At 73.6% G+C, this 19,034-nt stretch carries 19 protein-coding genes; 9 read left to right on the top strand and 10 right to left on the bottom strand.

The window, feature by feature from the left end:
• Window positions 1–3 precede the first annotated feature (3 nt).
• Window positions 4–1,182 (top strand): cobalt-precorrin-5B (C(1))-methyltransferase, encoded by a 1,179-nt coding sequence (locus ACIRQ7_RS19175; protein ID WP_404263735.1) that lies wholly within the window; start codon window positions 4–6, stop codon window positions 1,180–1,182.
• A 273-nt stretch (window positions 1,183–1,455) separates the two neighbouring features.
• On the opposite strand, the gene cobM is transcribed toward ACIRQ7_RS19175, so the two are convergent.
• Together cobM and cbiE are read right to left on the bottom strand one after the other, a co-directional pair.
• Entirely contained in the window at window positions 1,456–2,235 is a 780-nt protein-coding gene (gene cobM, locus ACIRQ7_RS19170) for a precorrin-4 C(11)-methyltransferase (protein WP_404263733.1), read from the bottom strand.
• Entirely contained in the window at window positions 2,232–3,530 is a 1,299-nt protein-coding gene (gene cbiE, locus ACIRQ7_RS19165) for a precorrin-6y C5,15-methyltransferase (decarboxylating) subunit CbiE (protein ID WP_404263732.1), read from the bottom strand. Before cbiE ends, cobM begins: the two co-directional genes overlap by 4 nt.
• Window positions 3,531–3,689: 159 nt before the next feature.
• Here cbiE and tsaD point away from each other — a divergent pair, with 159 nt between their 5' ends.
• Together tsaD and ACIRQ7_RS19155 are read left to right on the top strand one after the other, a co-directional pair.
• On the top strand, window positions 3,690–4,841 hold the full coding sequence (gene tsaD / locus ACIRQ7_RS19160; RefSeq protein WP_404263925.1) for a tRNA (adenosine(37)-N6)-threonylcarbamoyltransferase complex transferase subunit TsaD: 1,152 nt from the start codon (window positions 3,690–3,692) through the stop codon (window positions 4,839–4,841).
• A 111-nt stretch (window positions 4,842–4,952) separates the two neighbouring features.
• A complete protein-coding gene (locus tag ACIRQ7_RS19155; RefSeq protein WP_404263731.1) occupies window positions 4,953–6,002 on the top strand; it encodes a cation diffusion facilitator family transporter in 1,050 nt (349 codons plus the stop codon).
• Between the two features lie 7 nt (window positions 6,003–6,009).
• Here ACIRQ7_RS19155 and ACIRQ7_RS19150 read toward each other — a convergent pair whose 3' ends face one another.
• On the bottom strand, window positions 6,010–6,210 hold the full coding sequence (locus ACIRQ7_RS19150; protein WP_404263729.1) for a DUF397 domain-containing protein: 201 nt from the start codon (window positions 6,208–6,210) through the stop codon (window positions 6,010–6,012).
• Window positions 6,211–6,213: 3 nt separating this feature from the next.
• Window positions 6,214–7,068: a helix-turn-helix domain-containing protein gene (locus ACIRQ7_RS19145; RefSeq protein ID WP_404263727.1), complete on the bottom strand. Its 855-nt coding sequence runs from the start codon at window positions 7,066–7,068 to the stop codon at window positions 6,214–6,216.
• Between the two features lie 187 nt (window positions 7,069–7,255).
• Between ACIRQ7_RS19145 and ACIRQ7_RS19140 the strand changes: the two genes are divergently transcribed.
• From ACIRQ7_RS19140 to ACIRQ7_RS19130, 3 genes are all read left to right on the top strand, one after another.
• Window positions 7,256–7,741: an ATP-binding protein gene (locus ACIRQ7_RS19140; protein WP_404263726.1), complete on the top strand. Its 486-nt coding sequence runs from the start codon at window positions 7,256–7,258 to the stop codon at window positions 7,739–7,741.
• 62 nt (window positions 7,742–7,803) lie between these two features.
• Entirely contained in the window at window positions 7,804–8,415 is a 612-nt protein-coding gene (locus ACIRQ7_RS19135) for a hypothetical protein (RefSeq protein ID WP_404263725.1), read from the top strand.
• 146 nt (window positions 8,416–8,561) lie between these two features.
• On the top strand, window positions 8,562–9,545 hold the full coding sequence (locus tag ACIRQ7_RS19130) for a hypothetical protein (protein ID WP_404263723.1): 984 nt from the start codon (window positions 8,562–8,564) through the stop codon (window positions 9,543–9,545).
• Between the two features lie 152 nt (window positions 9,546–9,697).
• Here the strand turns inward: ACIRQ7_RS19130 and ACIRQ7_RS19125 are convergent, their stop codons facing one another.
• From ACIRQ7_RS19125 to ACIRQ7_RS19105, 5 genes are all read right to left on the bottom strand, one after another.
• The gene (locus ACIRQ7_RS19125; protein WP_401464107.1) at window positions 9,698–10,639 is read right to left on the bottom strand and encodes an NADP-dependent oxidoreductase; all 942 of its coding nucleotides are present in this window, start codon (window positions 10,637–10,639) and stop codon (window positions 9,698–9,700) included.
• 168 nt (window positions 10,640–10,807) lie between these two features.
• Window positions 10,808–12,013 carry an ABC transporter permease gene (locus tag ACIRQ7_RS19120; RefSeq protein WP_404263722.1) on the bottom strand — a complete coding sequence of 402 codons (1,206 nt, stop codon included), beginning with the start codon at window positions 12,011–12,013 and terminating at the stop codon, window positions 10,808–10,810.
• Window positions 12,010–12,813 carry an ABC transporter ATP-binding protein gene (locus tag ACIRQ7_RS19115; protein WP_404263721.1) on the bottom strand — a complete coding sequence of 268 codons (804 nt, stop codon included), beginning with the start codon at window positions 12,811–12,813 and terminating at the stop codon, window positions 12,010–12,012. Before ACIRQ7_RS19115 ends, ACIRQ7_RS19120 begins: the two co-directional genes overlap by 4 nt.
• The gene (locus tag ACIRQ7_RS19110) at window positions 12,810–13,916 is read right to left on the bottom strand and encodes an efflux RND transporter periplasmic adaptor subunit (protein ID WP_404263720.1); all 1,107 of its coding nucleotides are present in this window, start codon (window positions 13,914–13,916) and stop codon (window positions 12,810–12,812) included. Before ACIRQ7_RS19110 ends, ACIRQ7_RS19115 begins: the two co-directional genes overlap by 4 nt.
• A complete protein-coding gene (locus tag ACIRQ7_RS19105) occupies window positions 13,906–14,466 on the bottom strand; it encodes a hypothetical protein (protein ID WP_404263718.1) in 561 nt (186 codons plus the stop codon). The genes ACIRQ7_RS19110 and ACIRQ7_RS19105 overlap by 11 nt, the downstream gene beginning before the upstream one ends.
• Before the next feature lie 159 nt (window positions 14,467–14,625).
• Between ACIRQ7_RS19105 and ACIRQ7_RS19100 the strand changes: the two genes are divergently transcribed.
• From ACIRQ7_RS19100 to ACIRQ7_RS19090, 3 genes are all read left to right on the top strand, one after another.
• Window positions 14,626–15,291 carry a response regulator transcription factor gene (locus tag ACIRQ7_RS19100; RefSeq protein ID WP_404263717.1) on the top strand — a complete coding sequence of 222 codons (666 nt, stop codon included), beginning with the start codon at window positions 14,626–14,628 and terminating at the stop codon, window positions 15,289–15,291.
• Window positions 15,288–16,640 carry a sensor histidine kinase gene (locus tag ACIRQ7_RS19095; protein ID WP_404263715.1) on the top strand — a complete coding sequence of 451 codons (1,353 nt, stop codon included), beginning with the start codon at window positions 15,288–15,290 and terminating at the stop codon, window positions 16,638–16,640. Before ACIRQ7_RS19100 ends, ACIRQ7_RS19095 begins: the two co-directional genes overlap by 4 nt.
• A gap of 85 nt (window positions 16,641–16,725) precedes the next feature.
• Window positions 16,726–17,883, top strand: coding sequence for an ATP-binding cassette domain-containing protein (locus ACIRQ7_RS19090; protein ID WP_401464121.1), 1,158 nt, complete (start codon window positions 16,726–16,728; stop codon window positions 17,881–17,883).
• 30 nt (window positions 17,884–17,913) lie between these two features.
• On the opposite strand, the gene ACIRQ7_RS19085 is transcribed toward ACIRQ7_RS19090, so the two are convergent.
• Window positions 17,914–18,831 carry an ABC transporter substrate-binding protein gene (locus ACIRQ7_RS19085; protein ID WP_404263714.1) on the bottom strand — a complete coding sequence of 306 codons (918 nt, stop codon included), beginning with the start codon at window positions 18,829–18,831 and terminating at the stop codon, window positions 17,914–17,916.
• Window positions 18,832–19,034 lie beyond the last annotated feature (203 nt).

The following is a 19,034-nucleotide window of genomic DNA, read 5'->3' as shown; positions in this document are numbered from 1 at the left end:
TCCATGGCTGAAGCGCAACCGCAGGGTACGGGAGGCCGCAGCGCCCAGCTCGCGCACACCGGGCTGCGGCCCGGCTGGACGACCGGGGCCTGTGCGACGGCGGCCGGTACGGCCGCGTACACCGCGCTGCTGACCGGCGGCGACTTCCCCGACCCGGTGACGATCACGCTGCCCAAGGGGCAGACGCCGGCCTTCGCGCTCGCGGCGGAGGAGTGGCTGCCGGGGCAGGGGAGCGCCATGGCGGGCGTGGTGAAGGACGCGGGCGACGATCCCGATGTGACGCACGGGGCGCTGGTGCGGGCAACCGTACGGGCGTTGCCGGCCGGCTCGGGGGTCGTCTTCAAGGCGGGCCCGGGGGTCGGCACGGTCACCCGTCCCGGTCTGCCGCTGGACGTCGGCGAACCGGCGGTCAACCCGGTGCCGCGTCAGATGCTGCGGGAACACCTCGCGGCGGTGGCGGCCCGGTACGGCGCGGTGGCGGCCGGGTCCGGGGGCGCGCCTGCGGAGCCCGATGTCGAGGTCGAGATTTCCGTCGACCACGGCGCGGAGATCGCGCGCAGCACCTGGAATCCGCGGCTGGGGATCCTCGGCGGGCTGTCCATCCTGGGCACCACCGGCATCGTCGTGCCCTACTCCTGCTCGGCGTGGATCGATTCCATCCGCCGTGGGGTGGATGTGGCGCGTGCGGCGGGGCGGCGGCATGTGGCCGGATGTACGGGGTCGACGTCGGAGAAGGTCGCCGTCACCCTGCACGAGCTGCCCGAGGACGCGCTGTTGGACATGGGCGACTTCGCGGGCGCGGTGCTCAAGTACATCCGTCGGCACCCCGTCGACCGGCTCACCATCTGCGGTGGGTTCGCCAAGCTGTCCAAGCTGGCGGCCGGTCACCTCGACCTGCACTCGGCACGGTCCCAGGTCGACAAGGGCTTCCTTGCCGACCTGGCCCGCCGCGGCGGCGCGGACGCGGCGCTCGCGGCCGCCGTCGCCGAGGCCAACACCGGCCTCGCCGCACTCCAGATGTGCGCGGCGGCCGGCGTCCCGCTCGGCGACCTGGTCGCCGCCACCGCCCGCGACGAGTCCCTGGCCGTGCTCCGCGGCGCCCCGGTCGCGGTCGACGTCATCTGCATCGACCGGGCGGGGATGGTCGTGGGACGGGCGGAGCCGCGCGGCCCGCGGGCCTAGGGGCAGACCCTGGGGCCGGGGCTTTCCTCTGCGCCCTCGGGACGCCCTTGACTCCGGGTAAATAGGGAGGAAACTGGTCAATACGCCAGACAACCGGAGAGCCCCACCGTCGGCAGAGACGTCTGCAGGCAAGAGACCCTTGGTCAGGCTCTGGCCAGGCCCCTGGAAGCCCCCGCTATCGGAGCCTCCGCGACGACGGAGACAGAGGGTAGCGAAGCGGGCTACCGGGGACTGCGCTGTGCACCCGAAGATCCCCCTCAGTGGTGAGGCGCGTCAGGAGCCGTCCGCCGGCGGCGCCTCGCACGGTGCGTGCGGCCGGTCCCGGTCCGTCGAGTAGAGATGGCTGTCGCGGAACTGTTCGGCGCCCAGGGTGCGGCCGACCATGATGACGGCGGTGCGGACGACTCCCGCCGCCTTCACCTGCTCCGCGATGTCGGACAGGGTGCCGCGCAGCACGAGTTCGTCGGGGCGGGAGGCCATCGCGACGACGGCGGCCGGGCAGTCGGCGCCGTAATGCGGCAGGAGTTCCGCGACGACGCGGTCGACGTACATGGCGGCCAGGTGCAGCACGAGCAGGGCGCCGCTGCGTCCCAGCGTCGCGAGGTCCTCGCCCTCGGGCATCGCCGTGGCGCGCTGCGCGACGCGGGTCAGGATGACGGTCTGACCGACCGTCGGCACCGTCAGCTCGCGCTTGAGCGCGGCGGCAGCGGCGGCGAAGGCGGGCACGCCGGGCACCACGTCGTACGGCACCCCGGCCGCGTCCAGGCGGCGCATCTGCTCGGCGACGGCGCTGAAGACGGACGGGTCGCCGGAGTGCAGCCGGGCCACGTCATGGCCCTGTGCATGCGCCTTCACCAGCTCGGCGGTGATGGTGTCGAGGTCCAGCTGCGCGGTGTCGACGAGCCGCGCGCCGGGCGGGCACTCGGCGAGCAGTTCGCGGGGCACCAGGCTGCCGGCGTACAGGCAGACGCCGCAGGCGGCGAGGGTACGGGCACCGCGCACGGTGATCAGGTCGGCGGCGCCGGGGCCCGCTCCGATGAAGTGGACGGTCATCGTTCGTCGGTCTCCAGGGGGAGGGGGGAGGAGGGGGGCGGGGCCGGTGAGGCGGGCTTGACCGCGGACCACTGGGTGACCGGCATCGCCTGCCGCCAGCCGGTGAAGCCGCCGACCGGCGTGGCGTGGGAGACGGCGAGGCGGACCAGTTCGCCGCCGTGCCGGCGGTAGTGGTCGGCGAGCAGCGCCTCGGATTCCAGCGTCACCGTATTGGCGACGATCCGGCCCCCGGGCGGCAGCGCGTCCCAGCAGGCGTCGAGGAGGCCGGGGGCGGTCAGGCCGCCGCCGATGAACACCGCGTCCGGCACCGGCAGGCCGTCCAGCGCGGCGGGCGCGGCGCCCCGCACCACACGCAGCGAAGGGACGCCCAGGGTGCGGGCGTTGTGCCCGATGCGCTCGGCCCGTACGGGGTCACGCTCGACGCCGATGGCGCGGCAACTGCGGTGGGCGCGCAGCCATTCGATGGCGATGGAGCCGGAGCCGCCGCCGATGTCCCAGAGGAGTTCGCCGGGCGCGGGGGCCAGCGCGGCGAGGGTGGCGGCCCGGACATGACGCTTGGTGAGCTGGCCGTCGTGTGCGTACGCGGCGTCGGGCAGGCCCGGCACCGCCGACAGCCGCAGCGCGCCGGGCTCCCGCGCACAGTCGAGGGCGATGACGTTCAGCGGGTCGCCGGGCGGCTCGGCCCAGGTGGCGGCGGTGCCGCCGGACATCCGCTCGCGCTCGCCGCCGAGCTGTTCGAGCACCCGCATCCGGGTGGGGCCGAAGCCGCGGGCGCGCAGCAGCTCCGCGACCTCGTCCGGGGTCGCGGCCCCGGCGGACAGCACCAGCAGCCGGCGGCCGGCGTGCAGGGCGGCGGCCAGGGTGTCCGCGGGCCGTCCGACGAGGGTGATGACCTCGGTGTCCTCCACGGGCCAGCCGAGCCGGGCGCAGGCGTACGAGACGGAGGACGGGTGCGGCCGGACGCGGAGGGGCGGCATCCCGGCTCCCGGGTCCCCGCCTCCCTGGTCCGACAGCTCGTTCAGCGTGCGCCCGATGCCGTGGAACATCGGGTCGCCGCTGGCGAGGACGCAGATCCGCCGGCCGGCGTGCGCGGCGAGCAGGCCGGGGACGCCGGGCCGCAGCGGCTTCGGCCACGGGATCCGCTCCCCCGCGCACTGCGCGGGCAGCAGGGCGAGCTGGCGCGGGCCGCCGATCAGCACCTCGGCGGCGCACAGGTCCCGCTGGGCGGCAGCGGGCAGGCCGTCCCAGCCGTCGGCCCCGATGCCGACGACGGATAGCGGTGGTGCGGGGCTCACGGCCGAGTACCTCAGAGGTCAGGAGGGGCGGGGGACGGGAGGCGAACTTTACTGACCGGGCGGTCACCGGCTTCTGCGGGGGGAAGCCGGTGGCACCTCCCGAGCCTTGTTGCCTATATGTTGCAATTGGACAGCTTGTGCAGGAAGAGGAGGAGCGTGGTGGGCTCACCCGTGGTGCTGGGGATCGAATCGTCGTGCGACGAGACGGGCGCCGGTCTGGTCCGGGACGGGCGGCTGCTCGGCCACGCCCTCGCGTCGAGCATGGACGCGCACGCGCGGTTCGGCGGCGTGGTGCCGGAGATCGCCGCCCGCGCCCATCTGCACGCGCTGACCCCGGTGGTCCGCGAGGCGCTGGCCGGCGCGGGGCTGACGACCGCCGACATCGGGGCGGTCGCGGTGACGACGGGGCCGGGGCTGTCCGGCGCGCTCCAGGTCGGGCTGGCCGGTGCCAAGGGTCTGGCGTACGCACTCGGCGTCCCGCTGTACGGCGTGCACCACCTCGCCGGGCACGTCGCCGCCGACACCCTCGAACACGGTCCGCTGCCCGACCCCTGCATGGTGCTGATCGTCTCCGGCGGCCACACCTCCCTGCTGCTCGTACGCGACCTCGCCCGCGACCCGATCACGCACCTCGGCGACACCCTGGACGACGCCGCGGGGGAGTGCTTCGACAAGGTCGCGCGGGTCTTCGGGCTGCCGTATCCCGGCGGCCCGGCCATCGACCGGACAGCGCGCGAGGGGGATCCGCGCGCTGTCCCCTTCCCGCGCCCGCTGACCACGGGCCCGCCGGAGAACCGCTTCACGTTCTCCTTCTCGGGGCTGAAGACGGCGGCGGCCCGCTGGGCGGAGCGCCACCACGGCGCCGGCCTGCCGCTCCCCCTCGCCGACGGCGCCGCCTCGCTCCAGGAGGCGGTCGCCGATGTCCTCACCCGCAAGGCCGTGGCCGCCTGCGCCGAGCACGGCGTACGGACCCTGGTCGTGGTGGGCGGGGTGGCCGCCAACTCCCGGGTCCGGAGCCTGGCCGAGGAGCGGTGCGCCGCGGCGGGCATCACCCTGCGGGTGCCGCCGCTGCGGCTGTGCACGGACAACGGCGCGATGATCGCCGCCATCGGCGACCTGCTCGTGCGCGCCGGCGCGGAACCGGCCCCGCTGGACGTCTCGATCGACCCGTCGGCTCCGCTCACGTACGCGGCGCTGCATCCGGTGGCGGCGGGGGCGCGGACCGGACACCCGCCGGCCGGCTCGTGGGCGCAGCGCTCCGCGGGGGCCGCTTCCCACTCCCGCCGGGCCGCACTCGCCTCACCGCTCTGACCAGGCACGATACGCCGTTGGACGGTAATGACAACGGTCACCGGTGCAGCCTTTGGATCTCTCGCCGAAGTGCGGTTTGCTTCGCAGCGACGACCCACGAAGGAGCGCGCGATGACCGAGCACGCCCACGGGCACGACGGGGCCAAGCCCCCCGCACACGGCCACACCCACAGCCATGCGCACGCCGTCTCACCGGACGCCGACCGGCGCTGGCTGCGCGCCGCGCTCGTCCTGATCACCGCCTACATGGCGGTCGAGGTCGTCATCGGCTTCGTGGCCCAGTCCCTGGCACTGATCTCGGACGCCGCCCACATGCTCACCGACGCGGTATCGATCGCGCTGGCCCTGATCGCGATGCGGCTGGCCGCCCGGCCCGCGCGCGGCGGCTACACCTACGGGCTCAAGCGCGCCGAGATCCTCTCCGCGCAGGCCAACGGCATCACGCTGCTGCTGCTGTCGGTCTGGCTGGCGTACGAGGCCGTCGAGCGGCTGATCTCGCCGCCGGCCGTGACCGGCGGGCTGGTCCTCGTCACGGCCCTGTCCGGCGTCGTGGTGAACCTGGTCTGCACCTGGTTCCTGTCCCGGGCCAACCGCTCCAGCCTGAACGTCGAGGGCGCCTACCAGCACATCCTCACCGACCTGTTCGGCTTCGTCGCCACCGCGGTGGCCGGCCTGATCGTGCTGACCACCGGCTTCGAACGGGCCGACGCGATCGCCACGCTCCTGGTCGTCGCGCTGATGCTGAAGGCCGGCATCGGGCTCGTCCGCGAATCCGGCCGGATCTTCATGGAGGCCGCGCCCTCCGGCGTCGACCCGGACGCCCTGGGCGACCACCTCGTCGCGGCGGACGAGGTCGTCGAGGTCCACGACCTGCACGTCTGGCAGATCACCTCCGGCCAGCCGGCGCTGTCCGCGCACATCCTGGTGGCGCCCGGCGGCGACTGCCACAAGGTGCGCCGCGGCCTCCAGGAACTGCTGAGCGCGGACTACGGCATCACCCACGCCACCCTCCAGGTCGACCACGTCGGCGAATGGTCCCCCGACGACGTACTGACCCTCGGCACCGGCCCCGGCCCGGAAGCGGGCCCCGAAGCGCACCCGTCCGACCACTGCGAGGACACCCACGGCCCGGTCCACCGGCCGGGGCCGCACCGGCACTAGCCCCAGCTCACGCCTGTCCGCGGCCGAACCGGCCCTCGACCACGGCTCCCCGGAACGCCGTCCAGGAGGCGGGCGTGAGCCGGAGCACCGGCCCGGCGGGGTCCTTGGAGTCGCGGACGGCTATGACGGCGGGAACGTTGGTGGCCACCTCGACGCACTCGCGTTCCTGGTTGCTGTAGCTGGACTTGCAAAAGATGAACTCGGTCATGGCTCACAGTTCTTTGACCAGTTGGCTGATGAAGGCTCGCGAATCGGCTTCGCCGAGGGATCGCTCCGCGATTGTCTCGAACAGGCCATCGTATTGGGAAGCGTCTTTCCCGCCTTCGATCCACAGCTCGGTGTGGAGGTTCTCCATATACACCACGTCCATGGCTCCCGGCTCGGCGAACGACATGACGTTGAAGGCGCAGTCCATGCCGAGCTGCGCCCCGGCGCTGAAGGGCAGCACCTGGATGGCGACATTCGGCCTCTCGCCCATGGAACACAGGTGCCGCAGCTGTTCGCGCATCACGTCAGCGCCTCCGACGAGTGTCCGCAGACCAGCCTCAGAGATCACGACCCGCAGATCCAGAAGCGGCTCCTCGGCCAGACGCCGCTGGCGGTTCACACGCATGGACACGAAGTGTTCGTCCGGCTTCAGCGCGCTGACGTAGCCAGGTGTTTGGAGCAGGCCGGGGACGAAGGCGAGCTGCCAGGCCTTGATGGCCGTGGCAGCGCTCTCCAGGGCGACGTACTCCTTCATCGCCCCCGCCAGAGGGAACTCGCTCCACCATCCCTTGGCCTTGCGCCGCTCTCGGTCGAGCCGAGCGAGCTCCAACAGGCCTCCCACCAAAAGCGGATCGTCCGCGACCCCGAACACCGCACACAGCGTGCGAACGTCCGGATCGCGCATCGGCACCCAACCGCTCTCCATCTTGGCGATCTTCCCGGTGGACGCACTCAGGGACCTCGCCGCTTCCCCCTGGGTCAGGCCCGCCACCGTGCGGAGCCTGTGCAACTCCCTGCCCAGTCGGCGGCCCAACACCGTGGAAACCCGGTTGTCCTGCACTGGCTGACTGCTCGTCATCGCCCACCCCTCCCGATCCACGCTCAGTTTGGGGTGGATCACAGAGCGCTCGCAACTAGCGGGTGAAATTATCTCCGAGTTGATTGCAGCGGCTCCATTCTGCGCTACCTTCCGTGGTGAACCGACCGCGCAGCGCCGCAAGTTGGCTTGGCTGATGCGCGCTGCCCAGCCCCGGAGGTGGCCGAAGATGATCGCCCCGTACGACCCGGCGGAACCGGACCTCGCAGACGACGCCCTCCACGAGGACGTGCTCGACTACACCCCCCGCCCCAAGAGCGTCGCCCTCGCACGGAACCGGGCCGCCCGGCTCGTCGGCGAATGGGGCCATCCCCAACTGGCCGACGACACCCGGCTGCTGGTCTCCGAGCTGGCGACCAACGCGCTGCTGCACGGTGCGGTGCGCGGTCGGCTCTTTCGGGTACGGCTCGTCCTGACGGCATGCGTGCTGCGCATCGAGGTGACCGATGCGCGCGGCGAACGCCTCCCGTGCCAGAGGGACGGAGCGGGTGCGCCGGAGGCCACGGGGGGACGGGGGTTACTGCTCGTGGGGACGCTCTCGGCCCGTTGGGGGGTGCGGCTGCCGGGCGTCGGCAAGACGGTGTGGTGCGAGGTGGCGCTGCGCCCGGCGGTGCGCGCCGTACGGGACGGGCCTGACGCCCACTCACTCGGGTGAACACGGCCCGGGACCGGGGCGGTGGCCGCCGGGCGCGGTGACCGCGGTGCTCGGATGGCCGGATGAGAACCGCCGTCGTCTGCGCGCTGCTGTGCGCCGCCGCTCTCCCCGCACCGCCCGCCGACGCACCGCACCGCCGGGCGGCCCCCGCCGTCTCGGTGTCGGTGGCGGTGACCGACGGCGTCGACCGGACCGAGGCGGGCGAACGGCTCGACTACCGCATCACCGTGCACAACCTGGGCGCCACCGCCGTGCCCGGCGCCCGTATCGAGCAGCGGATGCCGGCCACCACCGCCTCCGCGACGGCGAGCGGCGGCCGGATCGTCGGGTCCGGCACGCAGCAGAAGGCCGTCTGGCACGCCGACCTGCCCGCGTACGACATCCAGGTGTTCACCGCCACCGCCGAACTCGGCGACCGGACCACCCTCGGCCCCACCGCCGCGCCCGGCACCCGCCGCGCCGCCACCACCGTCTGCGTCTATGTGCCCCCGTCCGACGCGCCCACCGCCTGCTCGGGCGACATCGACGACCTGCCGGAGACCCACCCGGAGACGACGGGCGGCGACGGCTGGGTGTGGTGGGCGGTGGCCGCCGCGGCCTGCGCGCTGTTCGCGCCGGGCGTGGTGCGGGCGGTACGCCGCCATCGCGCGGGCACCGGGGACCGCACGCCCTGACCCACCCGGCGGTGCCCGCCGGCACCGGACCGCCCGCACGGTCACCCATTGGCACCGGCCCCGCTCGCGGCCGGTGCCCGTTCCCCCTTGCCTGGAAGAGGGCCGTACCCGCAACCAACGGCCGCCGTCAGGAGGGACCGGACGCCATGTCAGCGAGCGCACCCGTACGCGTCAGCGGCCGGGCGCCGGAAGCCGATGCCGGGCCGCGGGCCCGCCGGCGGCCCGCCCGTGCGCTGGCGGGCGGCGCGCTGCTGCTGATCGGCACGCTGCTGCTGCCGCTGAGCCTGGCCGCCGTCTGGGCGCGCACCGAGCTGACCGACACCGACCGCTATGTGGCCGCGGTCGCCCCGCTCGCCGCGAACCCCGCCGTCCGGGACGCCATCGTCGACGACGTCACCAACGGGGTGATGGAACACGTCCAGCTCGACGGGCTGCTCCAGGCCATCCCGCGCGCCCAACGGCCCGCCCTGCGGGAGCGTTTCACCCGCGGCATCCGCGAGTTCGTCGACAAACAGGTCCGCCAGGTCGTCACCGGCCGCGCCTTCCCGGCCGTCTGGACGGGCGTGCACCGCACCGCCCACCAGGCCCTGGACGGCACGCTGACCTCCTCCGGGGACGCCCCGGTGACCCTCGACCTCACGCCGGTCGTCGAACGCGTCAGGCACCAGCTGTCCGCGAACGGCCTGGGCATCGACATCGCCCAGCGGGTGCCGCACACCCACGCCGAGATCGTGCTCCTGAAGCCCCCCGAGGTCCCGCCGTTCAGAACCGCGTACCGGTCGGTGCGCACCGCCGCGGTCCTGCTCCCGCCGGCCGCCGCGCTCTGCCTGCCGGCCGGACTGCTCCTGGCCCGGCGCCGCCGCCGGGCCCTGATCTGCACCGCGGCCGGCTGCGCCGCGGGCGCCGCCCTGCTGGCCGCCGCCCTCGTCCTCGCCCGCACCCGCCTGCTCGACGCACTGCCCGCCGTGGTCTCCCGCCCCGCCGCCACCGCCTACGCCGACGCCCTCACCTCCCCCCTGCGCACCGGCCTCTGGACGGTCATCGCCACCGCCCTGCTGACGGTCACGACCGCAGCGCTGACGCCACCCGCGCGGCGCCTCCTGCGGCGGGTGGCGGGAGCGCGCGACTGAGCGGCCCAGAGGGCGCCGCCTGTCTCAGGGCTGCTCGATACCGAGCCGTTCCGTCCGCCAGGGATCTGCGGTGCGTGGCCCCCCACCGCCCGGCGCGCAAAGATGCGGCCCCCGCCCCGAGGCAGGTGGCCGCATCGTCGGTCGGTGCAGGGTCAGATCGTCAGCACCGTCTTCCCCTGGGCGCGGCCGGTGCGGCTGGCGGCCAGGACCTCGGGGGCCTCTTCCAGGGTGACCTCGCGGCCCACGAGGACCGTGAGGCGGCCCGCGTCGACATGACCGGCGAGGATCTCCAGGAGCTGGGGCGAGGAGCGGTTGACGAAGTTGAAGCCGCGCAGGTTGTGCTCGGTCAGCACGTCCGCGTCGGCCGACCCGATGGTGGAGACGGCGGTGCCGCCGTCCCGTACGGTCCGGGTCAGGTCGCCGAACTCCTCGGGGCCGCCGGTCAGGTCGATCAGCACGTCCACCCCGTCCGGGTGCGCGGCCAGGAGCTGTTCGGCGACCGGGCCGACGGTGTGGTCGATGGTTTCGGACGCGCCCAGATTCCGCATCAGTTCCACGTTGGCGGGCCGGGCGGTGGCGATCACCTCCGCGCCGCGGCCGGCCGCGAGCTGGGTGGCGAAGGTGCCGACACCGCCGGTGGCGCCGACGATCAGCACCCGCCGGCCCTCGCTGACCCGGGTCTCCTCGACCAGGTTGTAGGCGGTCATGCCGGCCGTCGGCAGGGCCGCGGACGTCGCGTAGGTGACACTGCGGGCGGCCGGGGCGATCGCCGCCTCGTCGGCGACGGCGAGTTCGCCGTACGAACCGCCGCCCCGCTCCGGCCGCTGGAACTGGCCGAACACCGCGTCGCCGACGGTGAACCGCCGGACGCCGGTGCCGACGGCGAGGACCTCACCGGCCCCGTCCGACCCCAGGACCAGGGGGAAGGCTGCCGGCATGGCATCCCCGAACATCCCGTCGGCGATCTTCCAGTCGATCGGGTTGAGTCCGGCTGCGGACAGCCGCACCAGGACCTCCCCCGGCCCTGGTTCGGGCTGTGGCAGATCCATGAGCTGCGGCTGTTCGCCGAATGCGCTGACTGCTACGGCTCTCATCGTGGCGTTCCCTTCCACCCTTCCGACCGGAGGCCGGAGTGGATCGTAAGCACGCCGGTGGGGCCGGATGCGGCAGGACGGGAGGCGGTGCCGCGGAAGCAACTCGTACGGCCCCCCGTCCCGGCCGGATCCGGCCGCCGTTCGACGGAGGGGCGGCCGGCGGCCTTTCTACACGGCCTGGAGGGCGAGGGTCGGGGAGAGACGGGCGGCCCGTACGGCCGGGTAGAGGCCGGCGACGGTGCCGATCACCAGGGTCGCGCCGAAGCCGCCGCCGACCGCCCAGGGAGGCACCACCCACGGCATCCCGCCCGAGGCGGCGAACACGTAGGTGGCGGCCCCGCCCAGCACGATGCCGGCGACCCCGCCAAGGCCCGACAGCAGCAGCGACTCGGTCACGAACTGCAGCCGGACCTGGCCCCGGGTGGCGCCCATGGAGCGGCGCAGCCCGATCTCGTGGCGGCGTTCCAGCACCGAGATGATCATGGTGTTGGCGACTCCCACGCCGCCGACCAGCAGCGCCACCCCGCCCAGACCGAGCAGCAGACTCGTGAACGCGCCCTCCGCCTGGGCCTTGGCCTGGAGCGCCGACGACGGATCGGAAACCTGGACGTTGCGCGGATTCTCCGGATCGGCGGTGTGCGGGATGAGCTCCCGCACGTCCCGCACGGACGCGTCGGTGGAGCGCTCGTAGACGGAGGTGGGGTGACCGTCGAAGCCGAGCAGCCCGGCCGCCGCCGACCAGCCGACGAGGGCGGACCGTTCGATCTCCGGCGCGAGCGGCAGCGGGTCGAGGACGCCGATGACGGTGAAGTACCGCCCGCCGATGTAGACCTGCTGGCCGGGATGGGTGACGCCGAGGCGTTCGGCGCTGACATGGCCGAGCACGACGGACGGATAGCGGCCGTTGGCGCCGTTGAGCCAGGAGCCGGAGCGCATCGAGCCGCGCAGCGTGTCCAGCAGCCCCTCACCCGCGGCCTTGAGGGTGATGCCGCCGGTCTCCTCCTGCGGGATCTTCTCGCTGCGCCGCACCGACTGGCCGAGGTCGCCGGTGGCGCCGACCTGCTGCACCCCGTCGATCCGGGCGATCATCCCGGGTGCGTCCTTGGACAGCTTCACCTCCCCGCCGAACATGTCCTGGCCGGGCGAGACGACCAGCATGTTGGTGCCCAGCGCCTCCAGCTTCTGCAGGAGTTGGGCCTTGCTGGAGGCGGAGATGCCGACCACCGCGATCATCGTCGCGATGCCGATGGCGATGCCGAGGGCGGACAGCACCACCCGCATCGGGCGGGTACGCAGCCCGGCGGAGCCGACGTGCAGGACGTCGCGCGGCCCGAGGGTGGCCGGGGTGAGCCGGCTGGGTCCACTGCGTCTCATCGCTCGGCGCTCCCGGAGCCGCCCGGGGCCACCGGGCCGTCATCCGGGACCGCCCGGCCGTCGTCCGGGACCGCCCGGCCGTCGTCGTCCCGGACGACCCGGCCGTCGCGGAGCCGCACCTGACGGGGCAGCTGCCCGGCGATCTCGCTGTCGTGGGTGATGACGGCGATGGTGGCGCCCTCCTTGTTGAGTTCGTGCAGCAGCGCCATGACCGCGGCGCCGGAGGCGGAGTCCAGAGCGCCGGTCGGTTCGTCGGCCAGCAGCAGATCGGGTTCGCCGACCACCGCCCGTGCGATGGCCACCCGCTGCTTCTGACCGCCCGACAGCTCGTGCGGGCGGTGCGCCATCCGGTCGGCGAGGCCCACCCGGTCCAGCGCCTCGGCCGCCCGCCGGCGGCGAACGGCGCGGGGCAGCCCGGAGTAGAGCAGCCCCTCGGCGACGTTGTCCTGGGCGCTGACGCCGGACACCAGGTGGAAGGACTGGAAGACGAAGCCGATGTGCTGGGCGCGCAGGGCGGAGAGCCGGCGGTCGGTGAGGGCGGCGATGTCGTGGCCGGCGAGGGTGACGGCGCCGGCCGTGGGGCGGTCCAGGGTGCCGATGATGTGCAGCAGGGTGGATTTTCCGGAGCCGGACGGGCCGACGATGGCCAGCAGTTCGGCGCGGGACACCCGCAGGTCCACCCCGCGCAGCGCGGCGACCCCGCCGGGGTACTCCTTGGTGACCCCGGCGAGATCGACGACGTGCTCGGGGGCCGGAGGCGTGGGGGTGAGGGCGCGGGCGGTGCCCGTGGTGGCGGTCATGACGCCGGCACCCCCACCGTGGTGCCCGCCCGGACCCCGCCGCCGGAGATCTCCACCCTGCCCTGCCCGAACATCCCGAGCGTGACCCGCACCTCGCGGACCCGGCCGCCCTCGACGACCTGGACGCCGAAGCCGCCGCCGGGCAGCGCGAGCAGCGCGTTGACCGGCACCGTCAGCACGTCGGCGCGGACCTCGCCGGCGATGTCGACGGTCACCGGCGAACGGTCGAACGCGGTGACCTTGCCGGGGTCGTCGAAGGTGACCCGGACGCTGATCTTGGGAGTCTTGCTCTGCCCGTCGCTGCCCTCCTCGGTCACGGTCCTGTCGACGGAGGCGACCTTGCCCCGGGCCGTGCCGCCGTCGGGCAGGTTCACGGTGACCTTCGTGCCCACCTTCGCCAGGTCGCTCTGCGCGACATCGAGCTTGAGCCGGACCTCCCGCGCCGACCCGGTGGTGGTCAGCAGCGGCCCGCCGGGCGCGGCCCGGTCGCCGACCGCCGCGGCCTTCTTGTTGATCCGCACCGCCCCCGGCTGGAAGGAGATCTGTTCCGGCCCGGTGGTGCCGGTCTGCTTCAGGTCATGGCCGCGCTGCCAGCGCTTGACGGCGTCGGTCGTGCCGGGGGTGAACTTCCCGTCGGCGGCCAGCTCCGCTCCGTAGCCCAGGGCGCGCAGGTTCTCCTTCAACTGCCGGACGTCATCGCCCTCGTCGCCCTCTTTCAGGGTCCGGTACATCGGCTTGGCGCCGTACATCAGCCGTACCGTGCGGCCGTCGACCTCGTAGAGCGCGTCGTCCCGGCCGACCGTCGAGCCGGCGGCCGGGAGCCAGGTCAGGGTGCCGGCCGCACCGGCGTTGACCTTGCGTTCCCCGGTGTAGCCGAGCGTCCCCTGGACCTGGGTGCTGCTGCTGAGGTCCTGGCGCCGGACCGTGTCGGTGGCGGGAGGCCGGTCGTCCGTGCTCTGCTGCCGCCCGCCGTCCTGGCGGCCGGTGACGGAGCCGAGGGCCACGCCGCCGCCCGCCAGCAGCGCGACGACGACCAGCGCGGAGATCAGGTAGGTCTTCTTCCGGCGGCGCGGGGCCTGGGGGCCGCCCGCCTCAGCCGGCATTCTGGCCGCCGCACACCTTGTTGGCCTTCTCGAAGGTCTTCTCCTGGCCCTTCGGAATGCGCTGCGCCGGCTGCATACCGTCGCTGCCGAACTTCGGGTCGGGCATGTGGAAGCCGTTCTTGCGCATGCACTGGGCGAACTTCAGCATCGTGTCCTTGTCCGCCTGGCTCGGGCCGCCGCTCCCGGATCCCGGCCCGGAATCCCCGCACTCCTTGAACGCCTTCTTCATCTTCTCCGGGTCGGTCTTGGCACCGCCGCCGACGACCATGCTGCGCGGGTCCTGGCCCGGCTTCGGCTCCTCGACCTGCACGCCGTGGTCCCGCAGGCACTGGCGGTGCTTGTACGCCGCGTCCGCTTCCTTGCCCTTGCCGTTGGCGTCGGACCCGCCGCCCGAGCCCGTGCCGGTGTCGCCGCCGGAGCAGGCGGTGGCGAATATCGCCAGGCCCGCCATCAACGCTGCCGCCGCCACCGGCAGCCCGCGCCGGTTCCTGCGCTGGTTGGTGCGCTGGTCGGTGCGCTGAGGTGTGCGCCGGTCCGTGTGCTGATTCATGGAATTCCTCCGTGCCGGAACTACGGGAGACAGCGATGAGCTGTGCCGCAGAAGCTGGCACGGGGCCGCATTTCCTTTCTCTAACCACCCGGTCTCCCACCGCCCGGCGGAAAAAGTGTTTACGTCGCCGAAAGGTGGCCCTCGGGTACACATGACCCCATGCGCGTTCTGGTGGTGGAGGACGAGGAATTCCTCGCGGAAATGATCGCCGAGGGATTGCGCCGCGACGCGATCGCGGCCGATGTCGCCCACGACGGTCACGAGGCCCTGGGCAAACTCCGGTTCGGCGCGTACGACGTGCTCGTCCTGGACCGCGACCTGCCCGGCCTGCACGGTGACGAGGTGTGCCGGCATGTCGTGGAGCAGCGGCTGCTGACCCGGGTGCTGATGCTCACCGCGTCCGGCACGGTCCGCGACCGGGTGGATGGGCTGGGCCTGGGCGCCGACGACTACCTGACCAAGCCGTTCGCGTACGAGGAACTGCTCGCCCGGGTCCTCGCCCTCGGCCGCCGTGCCCGCCCCGCGCTGCCCCCGGTCATCGAGCGGGCCGGGATCACCGTCGACACCGCGCGCCGCCTCGCGGAGCGCGACGGCCGCCCGCTCGCGCTGTCGCGCAAGGAATTCGCGGTACTGGAGGCGCTGCTGCGCGGGGAGGGGGCGGTGGTCAGCGGCGACGACCTGATCGAAGAGGTCTGGGAGGAGCACACCAGCTACCGCACCAACGCCGTCCGCGTCACGCTCAGCAAACTGCGCGCGAAACTCGGCGAACCGCCGGTGATCGAGACGGTGCCGGGCGCGGGCTACCGGGTCGGGGACGGCCGATGAGCGCCCCCGCCGCCCCCGCCGCCCCGGCCCGCCCCGCACCGGCCGGCGACCTCCCGGGCCGCCCCGCCGCCGCGGCCACCGGACCCGGCCGTCCGCCGGGCCACCGGCTGCCCACGTGGCTGCGCCGGCTGCCCGGCAGCGAACGCGCCCGGCTCACCGGCCTCTACGGCGGGCTGCTGGTGCTGGCCGGCGCGATGCTCATCGGCCTCGTCTACTTCCTCGTACGGCGCGGCCTCTACTCCACGCTCAGCATGGCGGTCACCACCGCCGCGCCCGCACAGCGCGGCCCGTCGCACGGTGCCCCCACCCCCGGGCCCACCGTGGCACCCGCCCTGCGGCTGCCCGGCTACCCCCTGACCTTCACCGACGGCGGCGAGCGCAGCGTGACGCGGACCATCACCAGCGCCGCGGAGGAGGCCGCGCTCTCCCGTCTGCTCACCGTCTCGCTGATCGCCCTGCTGATCTTCGCCGTCATCTCGGTGGCGCTGGCCTGGTGGATGGCGGGTCGGGTGCTGCGCCCGGTCTCCGTCATCACCACCACCGCGCGCCGGCTGTCCGCCGCCAACCTGCACGAACGCATCGCGCTCGACGCGCCGCCCGGCGAACTCAAACAGCTCGCCGACACCTTCGACGGCATGCTCGACCGCATCGAGCAACTGGTCTCCGCACAGCAGCGGTTCGCCGCCAACGCCGCACACGAGCTGCGCACCCCTCTGGCCGTGCAGCGCGCCGCCGCCGAGATCGGGCTCACCGACCCGGACCCCGCGAACGTACGGCGCATCCGCGGCAAGCTGATCGAGGTCGCCGACGACAGCGAGCAGCTGATCGAGGGCCTGCTGCTGCTCTCCGTCTCCGATCAGGGCCTGCAGCGCCGGGAGCCGGTGGCGCTCGGCGAACTCGCCGGGACGGTCGCCGCCGAGCACGCCGACCTCGCCTGGCGGGACGGGCTGACCCTGGCCACCGACATCCCCCGCGCACTTCAGGAGCAGGGGGGATCCTCCTCGACCGTCGACGGTGACCCGGTCCTGCTCACCCATCTCCTGCGCAACCTGGTCGGCAACGCCGTGCGCCACAACCGCCCGGACGGCCGGATCACCCTGCGCGTCCACGACCGCACCGTGGAGGTCAGCAACACCGGCCCCGTCGTCCCCGCCGGGTCCGTGCCGTATCTCTTCGAGCCGTTCCGGCGCCTGGAGGAACGGCGGCACGCCCCCGGTGAGGGCGCCGGGCTCGGGCTGTCGATCGTCGCCTCCATCGCCCGCGCCCACGCGGCGTCGGCGACCGCGCACCCCAACCCCGGTGGCGGGCTGACGGTCCGGGTGACCTTCCCGGACCGGCTGCCGGGCTGACCCCGGGCGCTCGCCGGTCCCCTTGGCGGGCCCCCGATTGCCCGCATGAGGGGACCCGGCGCGAGGTGCGGGATTCAATGGGGAAATGATCCGGTTCGAGTCCGTCACCAAGCGCTACCCCGACGGGACCACCGCCGTGGACGACCTGTCGCTGGAGGTCGGCGAGGGCGAGCTGGTGACCCTCGTCGGCCCGTCCGGCTGCGGTAAGACGACCACGATGATGATGGTCAACCGGCTCATCGACCCCACCCGCGGCTCCATCCACGTCGAGGGCGCCGACATCTCCGGTGTCGACCCGGTCAAGCTCCGCCGCCGGATCGGCTACGTCATCCAGCAGACCGGCCTCTTCCCGCACCGCACCGTCCTCGACAACACCGCGACGGTGCCGCTGCTGACCGGCTGGAAGAAGGCCAAGGCGCGGGAGCGGGCCGCCGAACTCCTGGACATGGTCGGCCTGGACCCGGGCGTCTACGGCTCGCGCTATCCCGAGCAGCTGTCGGGCGGCCAGCGCCAGCGCGTCGGGGTGGCCCGCGCGCTCGCCGCCGATCCGCCCGTCCTCCTCATGGACGAGCCGTTCGGCGCGGTCGACCCGGTGGTCCGTGACCGGCTCCAGAAGGAGTTCCTGCGGCTCCAGGCCACCATGCACAAGACGGTGCTGCTGGTCACCCATGACATCGAGGAAGCCATCCGGCTCGGCGACCGGATCGCCGTCTACGGCGAAGGCCGGATCGAGCAGTACGACACCCCGGCGAGCGTCCTCGGCGCCCCCGCCTCCCCCTACGTCGCCGAATTCGTCGGCACCGACCGCGCGTTGAAGCAGCTGTCGGTCACCGCTATCGACCGCGACGACCTGGAGCGGCCGCCCTTCGCCCGGCTCGACGAACCGGCCGGCGACGCGGCCGCCCGGATGCGCAAGGACGGGGCCCGCTGGGCCGTCGTCCTGGACGGTGACGGTGAACTGCACGGCTGGGTCGGCATGGACGAGATGGCCGACGCGCACGGCACCGTCGCCGATCAGGCCCGGCGCATGGAGGCCTGGGTCCCGGTCAGCGGCACCCTGAAGCAGGCCTTCAGCGAGATGCTCAAGCACGACGCGGGCTGGATCGCGGTCCTGGAGGGCCGGCGCTTCCTCGGCGTGCTGACCCCGACGAAACTCCACGAGGCGCTGCGCCGCACCATCGACTCCGGCGAGCGGGGCGTGCCGCGGGAGCGCGCCGAGGTGGATTCGGTGCCGACCGAGTGAACAGGCCCGGCGTCGCCTTTGCCGCACCGGCTAGGTCGTCGGCAGCAGGCCCTTGGACCGCAGGTAACTACGGGCCACATCGGCCGGGAGCCGCCGCCAGCTGTCGACCTGCTCGTTGAGGTGTGCCAGGTCGGTGGTGGTCAGGACCGCGTTGAGGCGGTTGAGCGCGGCGGCCACCTTCGCACTGCCGGCGCGGGCCCGGTTGACGACGGGAACGACATTGTCGGCGTTCTGCAGCTTCTTGTCGTCGGCGAGCAGCACCAGCCCGAATGCGTCGAGGGTGGCGTCGGTGCTGGTGGTCAGCACCATCTGGTCCTTGCCGTTCTGCACGGCCTGCTTGGCGGGGGTGGTGCCGACGCCCTTGGGGTCGACGGCCGTGATGTCGATGCCGTACGTCTTCTTCAGGCCCGGTGCGCAGAACGGCCGCTGGACGCATTCGTCGCCCGCCGCCAGCCGCACCGGAAGCTTGGCCCGTCCCAGGTCGCTGAGAGTGGTGAGGTGGTGCTTGGCGGCGTAGGAGGCGCTCACCGCGAAGGCGTTCTGGTCGACGGCCCGGCCGGCCGCGAGCACGGTCAGACCGCGGGGAAGGGCGAGCTTCCGCAGCGCGGCCATGGTGGCCCCAGTGTCGGGGGACGCGACCGGCGTGGCCTGGGCGCCCTTGGCCTTGGCCTGCAGCCAGTCGGCGAAGGTGGCGGCGTATTCCGGGACGACGTCGATCTGGCCGCTCTCCAGGGCGGGTTCGTACAACTCGCGGTTGCCGACGGTGAGGATGTCCGTGCGGTAGCCGGCGTCGGCGAGCAGCGCCGCGTACATCTGGGCGAGCAGCTCGCTCTCGGTGAAACCGGCGGAACCGACGGAGAGTTGCTGGCTGTCGCCGGGCGGGGCGGTGATCGCGCCCTGGTTCTCCAGGGAGGGGCCGCTCGTGCAGGCGGCCACGGTCGCGGCCACGACGACGGCGACGAGGGCGGACGGACGGGCGCGCCGACGGGCGGGCCCCTGGGCCGGCGGGCAGCGGCCGCCCGCCGGGGGTGGGCAGGGCGAACCGCCGGAGGGCGGGCAGGGAGCGCCACCGCCGGGTGGGCAGGGGGAGCCTGCGGCGGGTGGGCAGGGGGCGCCGCCGGCCGGTGGGCACCCCGAAGCGTTCGACGATC

The organism is Streptomyces sp. NPDC101393, assembly GCF_044767385.1.
Taxonomy (GTDB): domain Bacteria; phylum Actinomycetota; class Actinomycetes; order Streptomycetales; family Streptomycetaceae; genus Streptomyces.
This window is presented reverse-complemented; position numbering and strand designations above follow the sequence as displayed.

What these genes read in the sequence shown, in the direction of transcription:
- ACIRQ7_RS19090 (WP_401464121.1), top strand. Translation starts at nt 16,726, where the DNA reads ATGATCCGGTTCGAGTCCGTCACCAAGCGCTACCCCGACGGGACCACC.
- ACIRQ7_RS19130 (WP_404263723.1), top strand. Translation starts at nt 8,562, where the DNA reads ATGTCAGCGAGCGCACCCGTACGCGTCAGCGGCCGGGCGCCGGAAGCC.
- ACIRQ7_RS19110 (WP_404263720.1), bottom strand. Translation starts at nt 13,916, where the DNA reads ATGCCGGCTGAGGCGGGCGGCCCCCAGGCCCCGCGCCGCCGGAAGAAG.
- ACIRQ7_RS19115 (WP_404263721.1), bottom strand. Translation starts at nt 12,813, where the DNA reads ATGACCGCCACCACGGGCACCGCCCGCGCCCTCACCCCCACGCCTCCG.
- ACIRQ7_RS19145 (WP_404263727.1), bottom strand. Translation starts at nt 7,068, where the DNA reads ATGACGAGCAGTCAGCCAGTGCAGGACAACCGGGTTTCCACGGTGTTG.
- ACIRQ7_RS19175 (WP_404263735.1), top strand. Translation starts at nt 4, where the DNA reads ATGGCTGAAGCGCAACCGCAGGGTACGGGAGGCCGCAGCGCCCAGCTC.
- ACIRQ7_RS19155 (WP_404263731.1), top strand. Translation starts at nt 4,953, where the DNA reads ATGACCGAGCACGCCCACGGGCACGACGGGGCCAAGCCCCCCGCACAC.
- ACIRQ7_RS19135 (WP_404263725.1), top strand. Translation starts at nt 7,804, where the DNA reads ATGAGAACCGCCGTCGTCTGCGCGCTGCTGTGCGCCGCCGCTCTCCCC.
- ACIRQ7_RS19105 (WP_404263718.1), bottom strand. Translation starts at nt 14,466, where the DNA reads ATGAATCAGCACACGGACCGGCGCACACCTCAGCGCACCGACCAGCGC.
- ACIRQ7_RS19095 (WP_404263715.1), top strand. Translation starts at nt 15,288, where the DNA reads ATGAGCGCCCCCGCCGCCCCCGCCGCCCCGGCCCGCCCCGCACCGGCC.
- cobM (WP_404263733.1), bottom strand. Translation starts at nt 2,235, where the DNA reads ATGACCGTCCACTTCATCGGAGCGGGCCCCGGCGCCGCCGACCTGATC.
- ACIRQ7_RS19125 (WP_401464107.1), bottom strand. Translation starts at nt 10,639, where the DNA reads ATGAGAGCCGTAGCAGTCAGCGCATTCGGCGAACAGCCGCAGCTCATG.
- ACIRQ7_RS19150 (WP_404263729.1), bottom strand. Translation starts at nt 6,210, where the DNA reads ATGACCGAGTTCATCTTTTGCAAGTCCAGCTACAGCAACCAGGAACGC.
- ACIRQ7_RS19100 (WP_404263717.1), top strand. Translation starts at nt 14,626, where the DNA reads ATGCGCGTTCTGGTGGTGGAGGACGAGGAATTCCTCGCGGAAATGATC.
- ACIRQ7_RS19140 (WP_404263726.1), top strand. Translation starts at nt 7,256, where the DNA reads ATGATCGCCCCGTACGACCCGGCGGAACCGGACCTCGCAGACGACGCC.
- ACIRQ7_RS19120 (WP_404263722.1), bottom strand. Translation starts at nt 12,013, where the DNA reads ATGAGACGCAGTGGACCCAGCCGGCTCACCCCGGCCACCCTCGGGCCG.